We start from the raw sequence: 16,657 nt of genomic DNA, 5'->3' as shown, positions 1-16,657 counted from the left end.
GTGGGTTCCTTTCCGCCGCGCGTGTACGCCCTTATGGGCGCATCGCCGGCGGCGGAAGTGCGCCTATTCCTCGCCCAGTGTGGTCAGCACCCCCTCGCCGTAGCGGGCCAGTTTGTTCTCGCCGACCCCGGCGACGGTGCCGAGTGCGGCGAGGTCGGCGGGCTTACGCGCGGCGATCTCGCGCAAGGTGGCGTCGTGGAAGACCACGTAGGCGGGCACACCCTGTTCCTTGGCGGTAGCGGCACGCCAGGCCCGCAGCCGCTCGAACAGTCCGACGTCGGCGGCGGGCAGGTCGACGGTCGCCTTGGCCGATTTCGAAGTGCGCGCGGGGCGGGCGGCGCGTTCGGGCTCGCGCCGCATCGGTACCTTCCTGCCCTCGAACAGCACCTCGTTGCTCTCGTCGGTCAGCGCGATGACACCGTATTCGCCTTGCACCGCGAGCAGACCGCCCGCGAGCAACTGCCGGACCACACCGCGCCATTCGGTATCGCGCAGATCGGTGCCGATGCCGAATACCGAGAGCTCGTTGTGCCGATGCTGGGTGATCTTCTGGTTGGTCTTGCCGAGCAGGATGTCGACGAGATGGCCCGCGCCGAAGGATTGTCCGCGTTCCCGTTTGAGCCGCAGCACCGTGGACAGCAGCTTCTGCGCGGGCACCGTGCCGTCCCAGGTTTCGGGCGGGTTCAGGCACACATCGCAATTGCCGCAGGCACCACCGGTCTGGCCGAAATAGTTGAGCAGCCGCGCGCGCCGGCAGCCGACTGTTTCGCACAGGGCGAGCATGGCGTCGAGGTGCAGTTGCAGCTGCCTGCGATGCGCGGCGTCACCCTCGCTGGAATCGATCATCTTGCGTTGCTGCACAACATCATTGAGGCCATAGACCATCCAGGCCGTAGACGGCAGGCCGTCGCGGCCCGCGCGCCCGGTCTCCTGGTAGTAGCCCTCCACCGATTTGGGCAGGTCGAGGTGGGCGACGAAACGCACGTCGGGCTTGTCGATACCCATGCCGAAGGCGATGGTGGCGACCACGATCAGGCCGTCCTCGCGCAGAAATCTGGACTGGTTCTCGGCGCGGGTCCGGAAATCCAGGCCGGCGTGATAGGGCACCGCGCGGATGCCGTTCTCGTTGAGCATGGCCGCGGTCTTCTCCACCGAATTGCGCGAGAGGCAGTAGACGATGCCCGCGTCGCCGGGGTGCTCGGCGCGGATGAAGTCGAGCAGCTGACGGTCGGCGCGGTTCTTCGATTCGATCCGGTACTGGATATTGGGCCGGTCGAAACTGGAGATGAACTGCTTCGCGGCGCCGAGATCCAGACGTTCGACGATCTCGGCGGCGGTCTTCTCGGTGGCGGTCGCGGTGAGCGCGATGCGCGGGACATCGGGCCAGCGCTCGTGCACCAGCGACAGCGCGAGGTAGTCGGGCCGGAAGTCGTGGCCCCATTGCGACACACAGTGCGCCTCGTCGATGGCGAACAGGGCGATCTTGCCGCGGTCGAGTAGCCGCAGGGTGGCTTCCAGTCGCAGGCGTTCCGGCGCCAGATAGAGCAGGTCCAGATCGCCGGACACGAACTGCGCCTCCACGGTCCGCCGCTGATCCGGTGACTGGGTGGAGTTGAGGAACCCGGCCCGCACACCGAGGGCACTGAGCGCGTCGACCTGGTCCTGCATGAGCGCGATCAGCGGTGAGACGACAACGCCGACGCCATCGCGGACCAGCGAGGGGACCTGGTAGCAGAGAGATTTTCCGCCACCGGTCGGCATCAGCACCAGCGCGTCGCCACCGCCGACGACCTGTCCGACGATGGCCGCCTGGTCGCCACGGAAGCTGTCGTAGCCGAAGACGCGGCGTAATACTTCGTCGGCGGTCTCGGCGCGGTCGGGAGCCGCGACCCGGCCCGGGGTGGCCGGGGCGAGATCGTCGAAGTGGAAGCCGCCGGTGTCGGCGAAATCGTGCTCGGAGACGTACCCGCCGTCGGACGGGTACGCGTCGTCGGGTGGGAAGTCTTCGGGCGGGAAGTCGTCGACATCGGGGGCTGTGGCGCCGGAATTGCTCACCGGGCCATCCTACGAGCGAGCGTGGGGCCCGCCGCCCGTCGACCGGAGCCGATGGCGGCGGATGCGGAAGTTGCTCACATGTGGATAACTCGAATTATCCGCGCAAACAAGCCAGGACCTCGTCTTGGAGCAGGCCGTTGGAAGCCACGGCGTCGCCGCAGTGCGGGCCGGAGCGTCCGTCCAGGGAGGTGAACGCGCCGCCCGCCTCGCGGACCAGGATGTCGAGGGCGGCCAGGTCCCACAGCGAGACCTCCGGCTCGGCGGCAATGTCCACCGCACCCTCCGCGACCAGGCAATAGTTGAAGAAGTCGCCGTAACCGCGGACCCGCCAGACCGCATCGGTGAGGTCGATGAACTTCTCGCGCAGGCCGCGTTCGTGCCAGCCGGACAGGCTGGAGAAGGCCAAGCTCGCGGCGTCGAGGTCGGCGACCGCCGACACCGAGATCGGCTTGGGCGCCCCGGGGTGGACCTGCACCCACGCGCCCGAACCGGCGGCGGCCCACCAGCGCCTGCCCAGCGCGGGCGCGCTCACCACGCCGACCACCGGAACACCGTCTTCCAGCAGGGAGATCAGGCTGGCCCATACCGGCACGCCGCGGACGAAGTTCTTGGTGCCGTCGATCGGGTCGACCACCCACTGTCTGCCGGTGAACTCGGCGTCACCACCGAACTCCTCCCCCAGCACGGCGTCGCCGGGGCGCTCCTCGGCGAGCACGCGGCGGATCATCTGTTCCACCGCGAGATCGGCATCCGAGACCGGGGTGAGGTCCGGTTTCGAATCGACTTTGAGGTCGACGGCGCCGAAGCGCTCCTGTGAGATGGCGTCGGCCTCGTCGGCCAGTCGCAGGGCAAGGTCCAGGTCAGCGGAGTAGGCAGCCACGTTGGGGAGTGTATTTGGGGGGTCGGTGCGGTCGGGTTCGCGGGGCTGTCGTAAGTGCCCTGGGGTTTGGTGGTCCCAGGACGGTGTACGAGCTGTGTTTGTTGGCGCGCTGGCGCGCGCGTGTCCGCGGCCCTGAGGGGCCGCCGATCAGGGCTCGAGACTAACGCCTTCGGCGTAGCGCTTTCGAGCCCTGATCGGCGACCCGGCCGCGGACCGGCCACTTCGTGGCCGCCGCTCCCCAGGGGTCGCGGGTGGGGGTTGGGAGTGCGGTCATGGCGGATTTGGGGTGTGGGTGTGGTTGGGAGTGTGGGCATGGCGGATTTGGGGTGTGGGTGTGGTTGGGAGTGCGGGCATGGCGGATTTGGGGTGTAGTTGGGTCAGGCTGCGACCTGGGCCGACTTCGCCGCGACCAGAGCGCTTGTCCACCAATGCAACTGGTCGAGCAACGCCATGGCGGCCTCTTCGGGCTCATGCGGGTCGCGCAGCTGTCCGTTCTCGTCGAAGAGCAGGTAGTAACGCGGGAACGAAACGTAGTTGCGCACGGTGTGGGCGTTGAGTTCGTTGAAGATCTGGCGCAGGTGCTCGATCGCCAGGAGCCCACCGGACGCGCCGCTGTAGCCGACGAAGCCGATGGCCTTGGCGTCCCACTGGGTGAAGTGCCAGTCGATGGCGGACTTGAGGGCGGCGGGGTAGCTGCGGTTGTAGTCGGGAGTGACGATCACGTAGGCGTCGGCGGCGGTGAGTCGCGCGGTGAGATCGCGCATGCCGACCGGACGCACCGGGTCGGGGTCGAGCATGGGCGACACTGCGGGCAGCCCGGCAGGCAGATCGGCCTCGGCGAGGTCGATGATGTCGACCTCGAAGCGGTCGTCGACCTGCTGCGCGAACCAGTTCGCGACCACGGGGCCGAACCTGCCGTCGCGGACACTGCCGATGATGATCGCGAGCTTCACTGTGGACACGATGTTCTCCTCTGTCGTGGAACCGGCCCGATCAGCCGGCACGACCAAATCTCGCGGACCGTGAGCATCGCAGGGAGACCACGCTGAGAGTGGTAGTGGCACGGCCACTCTCCGCCACGCCGAGCTGGGTACCGTCGATGAGGTGAGCGACAACGAACTCGGACTGTTCCTGCGGACCCGCCGCGAGTCTGTCTCCCCCGCCGAGGTCGGGCTGCCCGCCGGGCCACGCAGGCGCACGCCGGGTCTGCGTCGCGCGGAGGTCGCGATGCTCGCGGATGTCAGTGTCGAATACCTGATCCGGCTCGAGCAGGGTCGCGACAGCCATCCCTCCGCCCAGGTGTTGTCCGCGCTCGCCGAGACGCTGCGGCTGAGCCCGCGCGAACGCGTCCACCTGCACCAACTCAGCAAAGGAGCGTCCGGCTTCAGTTGCGGCGCCGCCGAGCAGGGCCCGAACCGCACGGTGCGCCCCACGATCCTGGCCGTGCTCGCCCAGCTCGAACCCGCGCCCGCCGCGATCACCAACCGCTTCACCGAGATACTGGCCTGCACCGAGGGCTATCGGAAGCTGATGGCGCCCAGCGGCCTGTTCGAGCAGGGCGAACCCGCCAACGTCGCCCGATTCGTCTTCACCCACCCCGGTGCCCGCGAGCTGTACCCGGACTGGGACGCCGCCGCCGACAAGCTGGTCGCCTCGCTCAAACAGGGCCCGTACCGCGCCGACCCGATGGTCGCCGCCCTGGTCGACGAACTCACCGTCACCGCGGGTAGCGCCTTCACCGATCGCCTCGCGACCCTGCCCGGACTGCCACCCTCGGGTGGGATCAACCGCCTCAGTCACCCCGAGGCGGGCACGCTGCGGCTGGCCTACGAATCACTGGATCTGTCCATCGACGACGACCAGTCGCTCTACGTCCTGCTCCCCGCCGACGAGACCAGCGCGAGCGCCCTCGACCAGCTGGTCGGACGCCGCCCCGGCGGCCTCCGCGCCATCGCGAGCTGACCGAAATCGCGGCGGCCGCCACGGGGCCCGCGGCCCGATTGTCCCGATAACCACGGTGTCGGCGGGGACCGGTAACCTAGGACATCGTGCATCCTGACGTTATCGCCGACCTCGCCGAACTCGACACCACGCTCAAGACGGTCGAGTCGGTCCTCGATGTCGAGGAGCTACGCCGCCGCATCGACGAGCTCGAGCACCAGGCCGCCGATCCCGAGCTGTGGAACAACCAGGAGCACGCCCAGCAGGTGACCAGCGAGCTCTCGCACGCGCAGAGCGAATTGCGCCGCGTCGAAGATCTGCGCCAGCGGCTGGAGGACCTGCCGGTGCTCTACGAACTGGCCGAGGCCGAAGAGGACGCGGCCGCCGCCGAAGCCACCGCCGACGCCGATGCCGACCGCGCGACCCTGCGTGAGGACATCGAGGCGATGGAGGTGCGCACCCTGCTCTCCGGCGAGTACGACAAGCGTGACGCGCTGGTCAACATCCGTTCCGGCGCAGGCGGCGTCGACGCCGCCGACTGGGCCATGATGCTGATGCGCATGTACATCCGCTGGGCCGAGCGGCACAAGTTCCCCGTCGAGGTCTACGACACCTCCTACGCCGAAGAAGCGGGCCTCAAGAGCGCCACCTTCGCGGTGAAGGCGCCTTACGCCTACGGCACGCTGTCGGTGGAGATGGGCACGCACCGCCTGGTCCGGATCAGCCCGTTCGACAATCAGGGCCGCCGCCAGACCTCCTTCGCCGAGGTCGAGGTCCTGCCCGTGGTGGAGACCACCGACCACATCGAGATCCCCGAGGGTGAGATCCGGGTCGACGTGTACCGCTCGTCGGGCCCCGGCGGCCAGTCGGTCAACACCACCGACTCCGCGGTGCGCCTGACCCACATCCCCACCGGCATCGTCGTCACCTGCCAGAACGAGAAGTCGCAGCTGCAGAACAAGATCTCGGCCATGCGCGTGCTGCAGGCCAAGCTGCTCGAGCGCAAGCGCCAGGAGGAGCGCGCCCAGATGGACGCGCTCAAGACCAACGAGGGCGCCTCCTGGGGCAACCAGATGCGCTCGTACGTGCTGCACCCGTACCAGATGGTCAAGGACCTGCGCACCAACCACGAAGTCAACAACCCGACCGCGGTGCTCGACGGTGACATCGATGGCTTCATCGAATCCGGAATCCGTTGGCGGATGCGCGATCAGGACGACGCGTAGCCAGCTGTTCGCTCACAAACCGTGTGCTTCAGCACGTTTGACCGCACGCCGTGACCGACCTGTAACCTTTCTGGTGTGCGTTCGACCGAACCGAAACTGTGCCTGTACAGGTCCATGAAGGAGACGCGATGACCGACGTCCTCGCGGCCAACAGCGGATCCGAGATCACCAGCTGGTTGCGTTCCAGCGGGCTCGAAATCGTTCTGCTGATCGTCGGCGCGATGCTGTTCGGCCGGTTCGCCGCGTTCCTGCGCGACCGGGTGACCACCAAGATCGACTCGGGTTTCCAGACGAGCGACGCCCTGGTCCGCACCGAAGCGGCCAAGCACCGTCACGCGCTGGCCCAGGTGGTCACCTGGGTGGTGCTGACGATCGTGTACGTGCTGGTCGGCATGGAGGTGCTGCGCAGGCTCGGCTTCGCGGTGACCGGACTGGTCGCACCCGCGGCGGTGCTCGGTGCCGCGCTCGGTTTCGGCGCGCAGCGCATCGTCCAGGACATTCTGGCCGGGTTCTTCATCATCACCGAACGCCAATACGGCTTCGGTGATGTGGTGGAGATCGCGGTGATCGGTTCCGCCGATCCGGCCGAGGGCACGGTCGAGGACGTGACCCTGCGCATCACCACGCTGCGTAACTCCGACGGCGAGGTGATCATCGTCCCCAACGGGCAGATCGTGAAAGTCACCAATCTGTCCAAGGATTGGGCGCGTGCCGCGATCGATGTACCCGTGTCCACGCAGGCCGACATCACCAAGATCAACGAGATCCTGCACGAGGTATGCCAGAAGGCCTACCAGGATCGTCGCCTCAAACCACTGCTCCTCGACGAGCCGTCGGTGATGGGTGTCGAAGATCTCTCGCTCGACGTGATGAACATCCGGATGGTTGCCCGCACATTGCCGGGCAAACAATTCGAAGTGGGCCGCGAACTGCGCGTACGCGTCGCCGCGGCCCTGCGTAAGGAGGGAATCAGTGAAACCACGTAAGTCCACAGCGATCCTGATGGCGGCGTGGCTGTCGACGTTTGTCGTGTACGTGTTCGTCAAACCCACCGATAAGGCGGCGGACGGTCCAACGACGTTCCTCAATGCGGTCCCGACCTGGGTGAATTCCGACCCCGAGCGCTGATCGGCGCGTCGCGTCCGGCTGGGACGCCCGCATCGCTGGTTACACTGGCTCCCCGTGATCACCATGCGCAACGTGAGCAAGTCGTACCCGACCTCGACGCGACCGGCGCTGGACAATGTTTCCGTCGATGTGGAAAAAGGCGAGTTCGTCTTCATCATCGGCCCGTCCGGTTCGGGCAAGTCGACTTTCATGCGACTGCTGCTCAAGGAAGAGGCGCCGACATCGGGCGAGATCCGGGTCGCCGACTTCCGGGTCGACAAGTTGCCGGGGCGCAAGGTGCCCAAGTTGCGGCAGCGGATCGGCTGCGTGTTCCAGGATTTCCGGCTGTTGCAGCAGAAGACCGTGGAACAGAACGTCGCGTTCGCACTGGAGGTGATCGGCAAGCGTCGTCAGTTCATCGAACGGACGGTGCCCGAGGTGCTCGACATGGTCGGGCTCGGCGGTAAGGGGCAGCGGTTGCCCTCGGAGTTGTCCGGTGGTGAGCAGCAGCGGGTGGCGATCGCGCGCGCGTTCGTCAACCGGCCGCTGGTCCTGCTCGCCGACGAGCCGACCGGCAACCTCGACCCCGATACCAGCGCCGACATCATGGCCCTGCTGGAACGGATCAATCGGGTGGGAACCACCGTGCTGATGGCCACCCACGACAATCACATCGTCGACGCCATGCGAAGGCGGGTGGTCGAACTCGACCACGGCAGACTCGTGCGCGACGAAGCGACCGGCGTCTACGGGGTGGGTCGATAATGCGACTGAGTTTTCTGTTCACCGAGGTCGTCGACGGCTTGCGCCGCAATCTCACGATGACCATCGCGATGATCCTGACCACGGCGGTGTCGCTGATGATGCTCGGCGGCGGCATGCTGTCGGTGCGGATGGCCGACAAGACCGAGAACTTCTTCATCGGCCGCCTCGAGGTGCGCTTCTACCTCGACGACGCGGTCTCCGACACCGATCCCGACTGCGCCGCCGACCCGTGCAAGTCACTGCTCGCCGACCTCAAGCAGACCTCCGGCGTGGAGAGCGTGCAGTTCCTCAACCGCGCCGACGCGCTGGAAGAGGCGAAGAAACTGTTCGCGGACCAGCCGGAAATGGTGCAGTACATCGCCGACTCACCGCTGCCTGCCTCGTTGCGGGTGAAGATGACCGATGCCGATCAGTATCAGCACATCTACGACAGCTTCGCGACCCGGCCAGGTGTGCGGATCGTGGCCAATGACAAGGAGTTCGTCGACCGATTGACCAGCCTGTTCGACGGGCTACGCAATGCCGCATTCGGCTTGGCGCTGGTGATGGCGCTGGCCGCGATGCTGCTGGTGCTGAATATGGTGCAGATCGCCGCGTTCACGCGGCGCACGGAGGTCGGCATCATGCGACTGGTCGGCGCGACCCGCTGGTACACCCAGCTACCGTTCCTGCTCGAAGCCGTCGCGGCCGCCTTCGTCGGTTCGGTACTCGCGATCCTCGGACTGGTGATCGCCCGGCCCCTGGTGATCGACCGGGCGCTGGGCCCACTGTTCGACAGCAATGTCTTCCCGCGCATCACCGGCGACGACATCGCGGTGGTGGCCCTGACGATCGCCCCCGTCGGCATCGTCTTCGCCGCCGTCACCGCCTACCTCACCCTGCGCTACTACGTGCGCGAATAGCGGTGCGCGCGGCGGACCGACTCGATCGGTACCGCCGCGCCTCACCGATACGGACACCAAGCGTGCCGATCGCCGTCCCTACCGGGCTTCGGGCCCGTCACGGGCGCTCCCCCGGCCTGGGCGAGACTCGCGCCGAGCCCCGCGGCGGCGGATGCGCGAATGCGCCGGGTCACCCGAGCGTGCGCAACTGCGGCCACACCTGAGACCAGGGCCGGATCGGGTTGCGGCAGACGAACATCGGCTCGCCCTGTTCGTCGTTGTCGATGCCGAGGCCGTTGTCGAGGGTGCCCGCGGGCTCCACGATCGAGCAGAGCTCGGTGAGTCGTTCGCGGTCGATGCCGACGGTGAGTACCTCCGTCGCGGTGTCCGGCGGAGGTCCCCACCACCAGTAGGCATTGTGGCCGGAATATGGCGTGGGCAGGGCGTATTCGGGGCCGTAGCGCTCGATCGCGCCCGCCTCGCCGTAGTTGGCGGTGAGGATGGGGGCGCCGGGTGGGCGCGCTGCCGCGATCTGTTCGACGTAGCGGGGCCAGGCGATGGTCTCGCCCGCGTCGTAGTTGATAGCGAGGACAGGCGAGTCCCGCAACCACGCGATCGGCAGCACCGGCAGCAACAGCAGCGCCGACATCACCGCGTTCACCACGATCACCGAAGTGACTGCTGCCCATCGCTTTCGGTCATCGGCCAGCCACCGGCACAGGCCGACAGCACCGGCGGCGAGCAGCACCGGATACATCCCGCCGAGGTAGTACGCCTTTCCGCCGGTCACGAGAAACACCACGAACAGCACCGCGTAGGTCAGCGGAAACGCCCGCCATCGCGTGTTCCACAACCGCCACAACCCGTACCCCCACAGCGGAACCAGCAAGGGCCCGAACAGCCCGAACTGCAAGAGCACGAACATGATCGGCGAATCCGAGGTCCCCGACGAACCACCGGCGATCGCCCTGCTCAGCTCCCACTGCGGCCACCCGTTGCCCGCCTGCCACCACAGATATGGCAGCCACAACACCAGCGCCATCCCGACAGCGAACCCGAAGTACCTGGTAGCGAACAGCTTTCGTTGACCTGCCAGGGCCAGCGCCGCGGCCAGCACGCCGACCGGCACGATCAGCAACACCTTGTTCTGCAGTCCGATCCCGACGACCAGCCCGATCAACAACCACCATCGCGGATCCCGCCCGAGCTTCAACACCAGTAGACAGATCAGCGACCAGGCCGCCAGATCGAACACCGTCGTCCCCAGCAGGTGCCCCGCGCCCATGACCAGCGCGGAACTCGCGACGGCACCGGCGGCCAGCGCTCGCGCGCCACGTCCACCGCCCAACTCCCCCGCGATCAATCCCGCGCACACCACGATGAACGTGGCCGCCGCGATCGCAGGCAATCTCATGACACATAACGAATCGGGATCGACCGCAGCCATGAATCTGGCCAGAAACGGCGACAACGGCGGCTGATCGGGGTAAGACCAGTCCAGTCGCCGACCAGCTGCCAGAAAGTACAGCTCGTCGCGGTGGTAGCCATAACGCCCCGAGGTCGCCAGCAGAACGAGCGCGAAAACCGACGCTATGACGGGCACCAGACCAGCGTGACAGACGTCGGCTATCCCACAACGAGTCAGCGCACATCTTACTCTGGAGTAAGATAGACTTACCGAAGAGTAAGATGGTGGGGTCGAAGGCACCCCGACAGCCGAGGAAATCAGGTGATGATGAGCACTCGAGACAGCGCGACGAAGCGACGTCCGAACGACACGTCCGCGGTCGGCCTCAGCCAGCCCAAACGGGACTGGATGGGCGCCGCGATGCGCACATTGACGACCATTACCGGGTCGGAGCTCGCGGAGAAGTACAACCTGCGCAAGCCGATCGAGCGAGTCACCTACGAGGGCACCAAGACCGGGTTCCGCACCCTGGGTGCCGCCACTCGGGCGTTCGCCAAGGTGGCAGGCGGCGGTGAGCCCAAGCGACTGGTCGACAACGAGTCCAAGACCAAGGGCTACTTCGACCTCACCCCGTCCGACGAGCAGCAGATGATCGTCGAGACCGTGCGCGATTTCGCGGGCGAGATCCTGCGCCCCGCGGCCTACGACGCCGACCACGCTGCCAAGGCTCCGCGCGATCTGCTCGAGCGCGCCGCCGAACTCGGCATCACCCTGATCAACGTCCCCGAGGAGCTGGAAGGCGCGGCTTCCGAGCGCGGCGCTGTCACCAACTCCCTGGTGGCCGAGGCGCTCGCACACGGCGATATGGGCCTGGCGCTGCCGATTCTGGCGCCGAGCGGTGTCACTGTGGCCCTGTCGCAGTGGGGCACCGACGCCCAGCAGCAGACCTACCTGCCCGCCTTCACCGGCGATGCCGTCCCGCAGGCGTCCGTGGTGATCAACGAGCCGCGCGCCCTGTTCGACCCGTTCGCGTTGCAGACCAAGGCCGTTCGCTCCCCCAGCGGCTTCAAGCTCACCGGTGTGAAGAGCCTGGTCCCGGCCGCCGCCGACGCCGAGCTGTTCATCGTGGCCGCCGAGCTCGACGGGCGCCCCGCGCTGTTCATCGTCGAGTCCGACAGCGCCGGACTGTCCGTGGAAGCCGACCCGAGCATGGGTCTGCGCGCTGCGGGCCTGGGTCGACTGATCCTGGACAACGTGGCCGTCGGTGCCGACGCCATCCTCGGCGACAGCGACGCCAAGACCCGTGCCGCCGAGTACGGCGACGCGGTGCAGCTGGCCCGGCTCGGCTGGGCCTCGCTGGCCATCGGTACCGGCCAGGCCGTGCTCGACTACGTGATTCCTTACGTGAACGAGCGCGAAGCGTTCGGCGAGCCGATTTCGCACCGTCAGGCGGTGGCGTTCATGGTCGCCAACATGGCGATCGAGCTCGACGGCCTTCGCCTGGTCACCCTGCGTGGCGCGTCGCGCGCCGAACAGGGTCTGTCGTTCGCCCGTGAGGCGGCGCTGGCGCGCAAGCTGGCCACCGACAAGGGCATGCAGATCGGTCTGGACGGCGTGCAGCTGCTCGGCGGTCACGGCTTCACCAAGGAACACCCGGTCGAGCGGTGGTACCGCGACCTTCGTTCCGTCGGTGTCGCCGAAGGCATCGTGCTGGTCTAGGCCCGTTTCTCACCTTCGAAGGAGCCCCCTCATGATCAATCTCGAACTCCCCAAGAAGCTGAAGGCGAGCGCCAACCAGGCCCACCAGGTCGCCTCGCAGATCTTCCGTCCCATTTCCCGCAAGTACGACCTCGCCGAGCACGAGTACCCGGTCGAGCTCGACACGATGGCGGCCATGATCGAAGGGCTCGCCGACTCCGGCACCCAGAAGATCGGCGGCGCCGCGGGCGGCCGTAACGACGAGGCCGCCTCGGACCTGACCGCCAATGCCAACGGCGGCAACATGTCCGCGCTGCTCAACTCCCTCGAGACCTCGTGGGGCGATGTCGGCCTGATGCTCACCATCCCCTACCAGGGACTGGGCAACGCCGCGATCGCCGCCGTCGCGACCGACGAGCAGCTGGCGCGTTTCGGCAAGGTATGGGCCGCGATGGCGATCACCGAGCCGTCCTTCGGTTCCGACTCCGCCGCCGTGACCACCACTGCCACCCTCGACGGCGACGAGTGGGTGCTCAACGGCGAGAAGATCTTCGTCACCTGCGGTGAGCGTGCCACCCACATCGTGGTGTGGGCCTCGGTGGACAAGAGCCTCGGTCGTGCCGCGATCAAGTCCTTCGTCGTCCCGCGTGGCGCTCCGGGCCTGTCGGTGGCGCGGCTCGAGCACAAGCTCGGTATCAAGGCTTCCGACACCGCCGTGCTGCTGCTGCAGGACTGCCGGATCCCCGCCGACAACATCCTCGGCTCGCCGGAAGTCAACGTGGAGAAGGGCTTTGCCGGGGTCATGCAGACCTTCGACAACACCCGCCCCCTCGTGGCGGCCATGGCGGTCGGCGTCACCCGCGCCGCTCTCGAGGAACTGCGCACCATCCTCACCGAGGCGGGTATCGAGATCTCCTACGACACCCCCGCGATGAACCAGTCCGCCGCGGCCGCTGAATTCCTGCGCATGGAAGCCGACTACGAATCGGCCTACCTGCTCTCCCTGCGTGCCGCCTGGATGGCCGACAACAAGAAGCCGAACTCGCTCGAGGCCTCGATGGCCAAGGCCAAGGCAGGCCGCACCGGCACCGACGTCACCCTCAAGGCAGTGGAGCTCGCCGGCACCATCGGCTACTCCCAGCGCACCCTGCTCGAAAAGTGGGCCCGCGATTCGAAGATCCTGGATATCTTCGAAGGCACCCAGCAGATCCAGCAGCTGATCGTGGCTCGCCGCGTGCTCGGAAAGACCAGCTCCGAGCTGAAGTGACCCGGTAGACAACGACAAACCGGTGCGAGTCATCCCGACTCGCACCGGTTTGTCGTTTCCGGCGGAGATCGGCGTTTGCCGGATCGGCCCGGATCGGGTCCACGCGGCGATACGGTGATGGCCGAATTGTTCAGCGCTGTCACGAACACCGCTGGACGAGCGGCCAGACGACGGTGATGGGATTTGTGCGTTGTGAAGATCGATACGACGTTGACCGGTGGGCTCGCCACGATGGGCAAGGATGCCGCGGCCGCCGAGAGCGCGGGGTACGCGGGCATCTGGACGTTCGAAGGGGCGCACGACCCGTTCCTGCCGTTGTTGCTTGCCGCCGAGCACACCGAGCGGGTCGAGCTGGGTACCTCGATCGCGGTGGCGTTCGCCCGGAATCCGTTGTTGCTCGCCACCATCGCCTGGGATCTCCAGGCCTTCTCCGGCGGTCGGTTCGTGCTCGGCCTCGGTAGCCAGATCCGCGCGCACATCACCCGGCGCTACTCGATGCCATGGAGCCGACCGGCCGACCGGATGCGTGACATGGTGCTGGCGGTGCGCGCTATCTGGTCGAACTGGGAGCAGGGCGGGCGGCTCGACTACCAGGGCGAGTTCTATCAGCACACTCTGATGCCGCCGCTGTTCCGACCCGACGCCGCCGAGGTGGCCGGGTTCGGCCCACCGCCGATCTATCTCGCGGGCGTGGGGCCGGCGATGACCGCGGTCGCAGGCGAAGTCGCCGATGGATTCATGTCGCACCCGTTCTGCACGCCGAGATTTCTGCGCGAGGTGACCCTGCCCGCCCTGGCGCAGGGTGCAGTGCGCGCGCGGAAACCCGTAGGCGACATCGTGATCCACCATTCGGCGATGATCGCGACTGGCAGATCGGGCAGCGAACTCGCCGCGGCCAGGCAGGCCATCCGCAAGCAGCTGGCGTTCTATGGATCGACACCGGCCTACTGGCCGATTCTCGAGCTGCACGATCGAGCCGAACTCGGACCCCGGCTCAAAGGTATGTCCAAGAACGGGGAATGGGATCGGATGGCCGACCTCATCGACGACGATTTCCTCGACGCCGTCGCGATAACGGCCACCGACCCCGCCCGCGCGGCGGAGCAACTGCACGAGCGCTACGACGGAATCGTCGAGCGACTCGGCTTCAACACGCCCTATCGAGTGGACCCCACGCTGCTGATCGAACTGTTGCGGGAGTTGTGATTTCGCGCTAGCCGTCGAGTGTCAGAGCGCGGTCGTATCGTCGACATGGAGTTGACGGTTGAGGCGGTGGGGGTCGACTTCGAGGAGGGGGCGATCCCAGTGCGCCAGCTCGGCGGCGGAGGCGTAGGTGGTGTTCAGGAAGTGCAGAAGGGTGGCATCGGGGTCGGGGGAATTTCGGACTGATTCGTAAGGGAGGACGAATTCGCCGAGGGTGGTGTCCCACTGGGCGCCGTCGGGGCCTGCGGGGCGGCCGGAGTAGCCGTCGGGTGCGGGATAGGAATAGGCGTAGAACGTGCCTTCGGTACCGCCGGGCCAGAAGCCGGCGCTGGCGCATTCGCGGGAGTAGGCCTCTTCCATCACCCAGTCGGCGCAGTTCGGGGCGCCGCCGGGGTGCAGGGGCGCGCGACGGCCGGAGAAGCGCGTGCACGCCAGGTCGAAGGAACCCCAGAAGAATTGCACCGGACTGGATTTCCCGGCGAAACCGGCGCGCCAGAGCTGGAAGACTCGCTCGATCTGGACAAGCTGTTGCCAGAACAGGTGGACGGCGTCCGCGTTGTAGGAGTGGTGGGTGGTGTCCTCGGCGAACGGGATGGCCGGATCGACCTCGTTCGGCGAGGCCTCGATATCGACCACGATGTCGAGGCGACCGAGTACGTGGCCGAGCTCGGCGTAGAAGTCGGCGACCGTGCGCGGGCGCAGGGCGATCGCGGCGTGGCGGCCGTCGCTGCTGCGCAAGACCAGTTCGTGGTCGGCGAAGTCGAATTCGATGTCGAGCAGGCGGCCGTCGACGGGAATCGCACCGGTCGCCAGCCCGCGCGCGCTCACCGCGAACGTGACATTCCACCAGTGGTTGACCAACGGTGTCCCCGCCAATTTCAGCTTGCCGATGATCTGCGACCACATGTGCAGGGTGTCGCGGGTATCGGACCAGGAATCGACGCGCAGGGTCGGCCAGACGGCCTTGGCAGGAGTTGAACGAGCCATCGGATTCCTCGCTCTCTCGGTGCGCGACCGATGTGGGTCCCGCCCGTTCACAGCCAGGTGCGCTGGCTGACCGGTCAACCGCGTGTCCTACGACGTTTCATCCTACGTCGGCGCTGGTAGATCGCATCGCAAGGGCGAATCCAACCCTTGCGGGGTTGTGTGGGACTCCGAGTCTCATATAAAGTGGAGACTGCGCCACACCAAAGGAGACACCACCGATGCTGTCGACAACCAAGAACACCGCCACCGATCCCGAGTACCACGAGATCCTGCGCAACCTGTCCGAAGGTTCGGTCAACCGGCACTTCGATCCCTACGTCGACATCGACTGGGACTCAACGGAATTCGCCGTGCACAGCGACGACCCGCGCTGGATCATGCCCGATGAGGACCCGCTCGGCCGTCACCCCTGGTACAAAGCCCAGCCGATCGAGAAGCAGATCGCCATCGGCATGTGGCGCCAGGCCGGTATCGCCAAGGTCGGGCTGGATTTCGAGCAGCTGCTGATCCGTGGCCTGATGCAGTACCTGGTGTCGGTCCCCAACGGCGACCCGGAATTCCGCTACATCACCCACGAGGCTGCCGAAGAGTGCAACCACACGATGATGTTCCAGGAGATGATCAACCGTATCGGCTATCGCGATGTGGTCGGCATGGGCACCATCGATCGCAAACTGACGATGGCCATCTGGCCCGCGGTGAAGTACTTTCCCGAGCTGTTCTTCACGATGATCCTCGGCGGCGAGGAGCCGATCGACCACCTGCAGAAGTCGCTGCTGCGCGCCGGCGTCGACCTGCATCCGATGGTGCAGCGGGTCATGCAGATCCACGTGGCCGAGGAAGCCCGGCACATCTCCTTCGCTCACGAATACCTGCGACGGAACGTGCCCGGCATGAACCCGATCGCGAAATCGGTTCTCTCCGTGGCTTTCCCGATCGCGATGCGATTGATGCTCGACATGATCATGACGCCGCCGAAGGAGTTCGTCGAGAAGTTCGACATTCCGGCGGAGGTTATGCGTGACGCGTACTGGAGCAGCGAGGAATCGCAGATCACGATGCGCAATATCTTCGGTGACGTGCGCGCCCTCGCCACCAACAGCGGCCTGATGAACCCGGTCGCCAAGCGCACCTGGCGCCTGCTCGGCATCGACGGCCCGGTCACCCGCTACCGCAGCGAACCGGCCCGCAAAGTCGCCTGAGTGATCAGCTGAACATCGACGACCCGCCGGCCAATCG

At 66.7% G+C, this 16,657-nt stretch carries 15 protein-coding genes; 10 read left to right on the top strand and 5 right to left on the bottom strand.

Annotated features, from left to right (window positions below):
• Nucleotides 1–63 precede the first annotated feature (63 nt).
• The 3 genes from recQ to ACFWO8_RS19890 all read right to left on the bottom strand — a co-directional run bounded on the left by recQ (nt 64) and on the right by ACFWO8_RS19890 (nt 3,897).
• The gene (recQ, locus tag ACFWO8_RS19900) at nt 64–2,055 is read right to left on the bottom strand and encodes a DNA helicase RecQ (protein ID WP_378953063.1); all 1,992 of its coding nucleotides are present in this window, start codon (nt 2,053–2,055) and stop codon (nt 64–66) included.
• A gap of 94 nt (nt 2,056–2,149) precedes the next feature.
• Nucleotides 2,150–2,935: a histidinol-phosphatase gene (gene hisN / locus ACFWO8_RS19895; protein WP_378953061.1), complete on the bottom strand. Its 786-nt coding sequence runs from the start codon at nt 2,933–2,935 to the stop codon at nt 2,150–2,152.
• A gap of 377 nt (nt 2,936–3,312) precedes the next feature.
• Nucleotides 3,313–3,897 carry an NADPH-dependent FMN reductase gene (locus ACFWO8_RS19890; protein WP_378953059.1) on the bottom strand — a complete coding sequence of 195 codons (585 nt, stop codon included), beginning with the start codon at nt 3,895–3,897 and terminating at the stop codon, nt 3,313–3,315.
• 142 nt (nt 3,898–4,039) lie between these two features.
• Here ACFWO8_RS19890 and ACFWO8_RS19885 point away from each other — a divergent pair, with 142 nt between their 5' ends.
• The 6 genes from ACFWO8_RS19885 (at nt 4,040) to ftsX (ending at nt 8,876) form a co-directional block, all read left to right on the top strand.
• The gene (locus tag ACFWO8_RS19885; RefSeq protein ID WP_378953057.1) at nt 4,040–4,897 is read left to right on the top strand and encodes a helix-turn-helix transcriptional regulator; all 858 of its coding nucleotides are present in this window, start codon (nt 4,040–4,042) and stop codon (nt 4,895–4,897) included.
• Nucleotides 4,898–4,983: 86 nt separating this feature from the next.
• The gene (prfB, locus tag ACFWO8_RS19880; protein ID WP_378953055.1) at nt 4,984–6,102 is read left to right on the top strand and encodes a peptide chain release factor 2; all 1,119 of its coding nucleotides are present in this window, start codon (nt 4,984–4,986) and stop codon (nt 6,100–6,102) included.
• 128 nt (nt 6,103–6,230) lie between these two features.
• Nucleotides 6,231–7,088, top strand: a complete 858-nt coding sequence (locus ACFWO8_RS19875; RefSeq protein WP_378953053.1) for a mechanosensitive ion channel family protein — start codon at nt 6,231–6,233, stop codon at nt 7,086–7,088.
• Nucleotides 7,075–7,230, top strand: coding sequence for a hypothetical protein (locus ACFWO8_RS19870; protein WP_378953051.1), 156 nt, complete (start codon nt 7,075–7,077; stop codon nt 7,228–7,230). The genes ACFWO8_RS19875 and ACFWO8_RS19870 overlap by 14 nt, the downstream gene beginning before the upstream one ends.
• A 54-nt stretch (nt 7,231–7,284) precedes the next feature.
• A complete protein-coding gene (ftsE, locus tag ACFWO8_RS19865) occupies nt 7,285–7,974 on the top strand; it encodes a cell division ATP-binding protein FtsE (RefSeq protein WP_378920855.1) in 690 nt (229 codons plus the stop codon).
• On the top strand, nt 7,974–8,876 hold the full coding sequence (gene ftsX, locus ACFWO8_RS19860) for a permease-like cell division protein FtsX (RefSeq protein ID WP_378953048.1): 903 nt from the start codon (nt 7,974–7,976) through the stop codon (nt 8,874–8,876). The genes ftsE and ftsX overlap by 1 nt, the downstream gene beginning before the upstream one ends.
• Nucleotides 8,877–9,045: 169 nt before the next feature.
• On the opposite strand, the gene ACFWO8_RS19855 is transcribed toward ftsX, so the two are convergent.
• Nucleotides 9,046–10,458: a glycosyltransferase family 39 protein gene (locus ACFWO8_RS19855; protein ID WP_378953046.1), complete on the bottom strand. Its 1,413-nt coding sequence runs from the start codon at nt 10,456–10,458 to the stop codon at nt 9,046–9,048.
• Between the two features lie 129 nt (nt 10,459–10,587).
• On the opposite strand from ACFWO8_RS19855, the gene ACFWO8_RS19850 reads away from it, so the two are divergent.
• From ACFWO8_RS19850 to ACFWO8_RS19840, 3 genes are all read left to right on the top strand, one after another.
• Nucleotides 10,588–11,982, top strand: a complete 1,395-nt coding sequence (locus ACFWO8_RS19850) for an acyl-CoA dehydrogenase family protein (protein WP_378953044.1) — start codon at nt 10,588–10,590, stop codon at nt 11,980–11,982.
• A gap of 31 nt (nt 11,983–12,013) precedes the next feature.
• Nucleotides 12,014–13,228: an acyl-CoA dehydrogenase family protein gene (locus tag ACFWO8_RS19845; RefSeq protein WP_378953042.1), complete on the top strand. Its 1,215-nt coding sequence runs from the start codon at nt 12,014–12,016 to the stop codon at nt 13,226–13,228.
• Between the two features lie 192 nt (nt 13,229–13,420).
• Complete coding sequence (locus ACFWO8_RS19840) at nt 13,421–14,434, top strand: TIGR03617 family F420-dependent LLM class oxidoreductase (RefSeq protein WP_378953039.1); 1,014 nt, start codon at nt 13,421–13,423, stop codon at nt 14,432–14,434.
• Nucleotides 14,435–14,455: 21 nt separating this feature from the next.
• Here the strand turns inward: ACFWO8_RS19840 and ACFWO8_RS19835 are convergent, their stop codons facing one another.
• Nucleotides 14,456–15,418 carry a DUF5996 family protein gene (locus tag ACFWO8_RS19835; protein ID WP_378953036.1) on the bottom strand — a complete coding sequence of 321 codons (963 nt, stop codon included), beginning with the start codon at nt 15,416–15,418 and terminating at the stop codon, nt 14,456–14,458.
• Nucleotides 15,419–15,636: 218 nt separating this feature from the next.
• Between ACFWO8_RS19835 and ACFWO8_RS19830 the strand changes: the two genes are divergently transcribed.
• Nucleotides 15,637–16,620 (top strand): diiron oxygenase, encoded by a 984-nt coding sequence (locus tag ACFWO8_RS19830; RefSeq protein WP_378953033.1) that lies wholly within the window; start codon nt 15,637–15,639, stop codon nt 16,618–16,620.
• The last annotated feature ends 37 nt before the right edge of the window (nt 16,621–16,657 follow it).

The sequence above is a fragment of the Nocardia sp. NPDC058480 genome, from assembly GCF_042720495.1.
Lineage (GTDB): Bacteria > Actinomycetota > Actinomycetes > Mycobacteriales > Mycobacteriaceae > Nocardia.
Note: the sequence above shows the minus strand (reverse complement) of the source record. Positions and strands in the feature narration are given on the sequence as shown.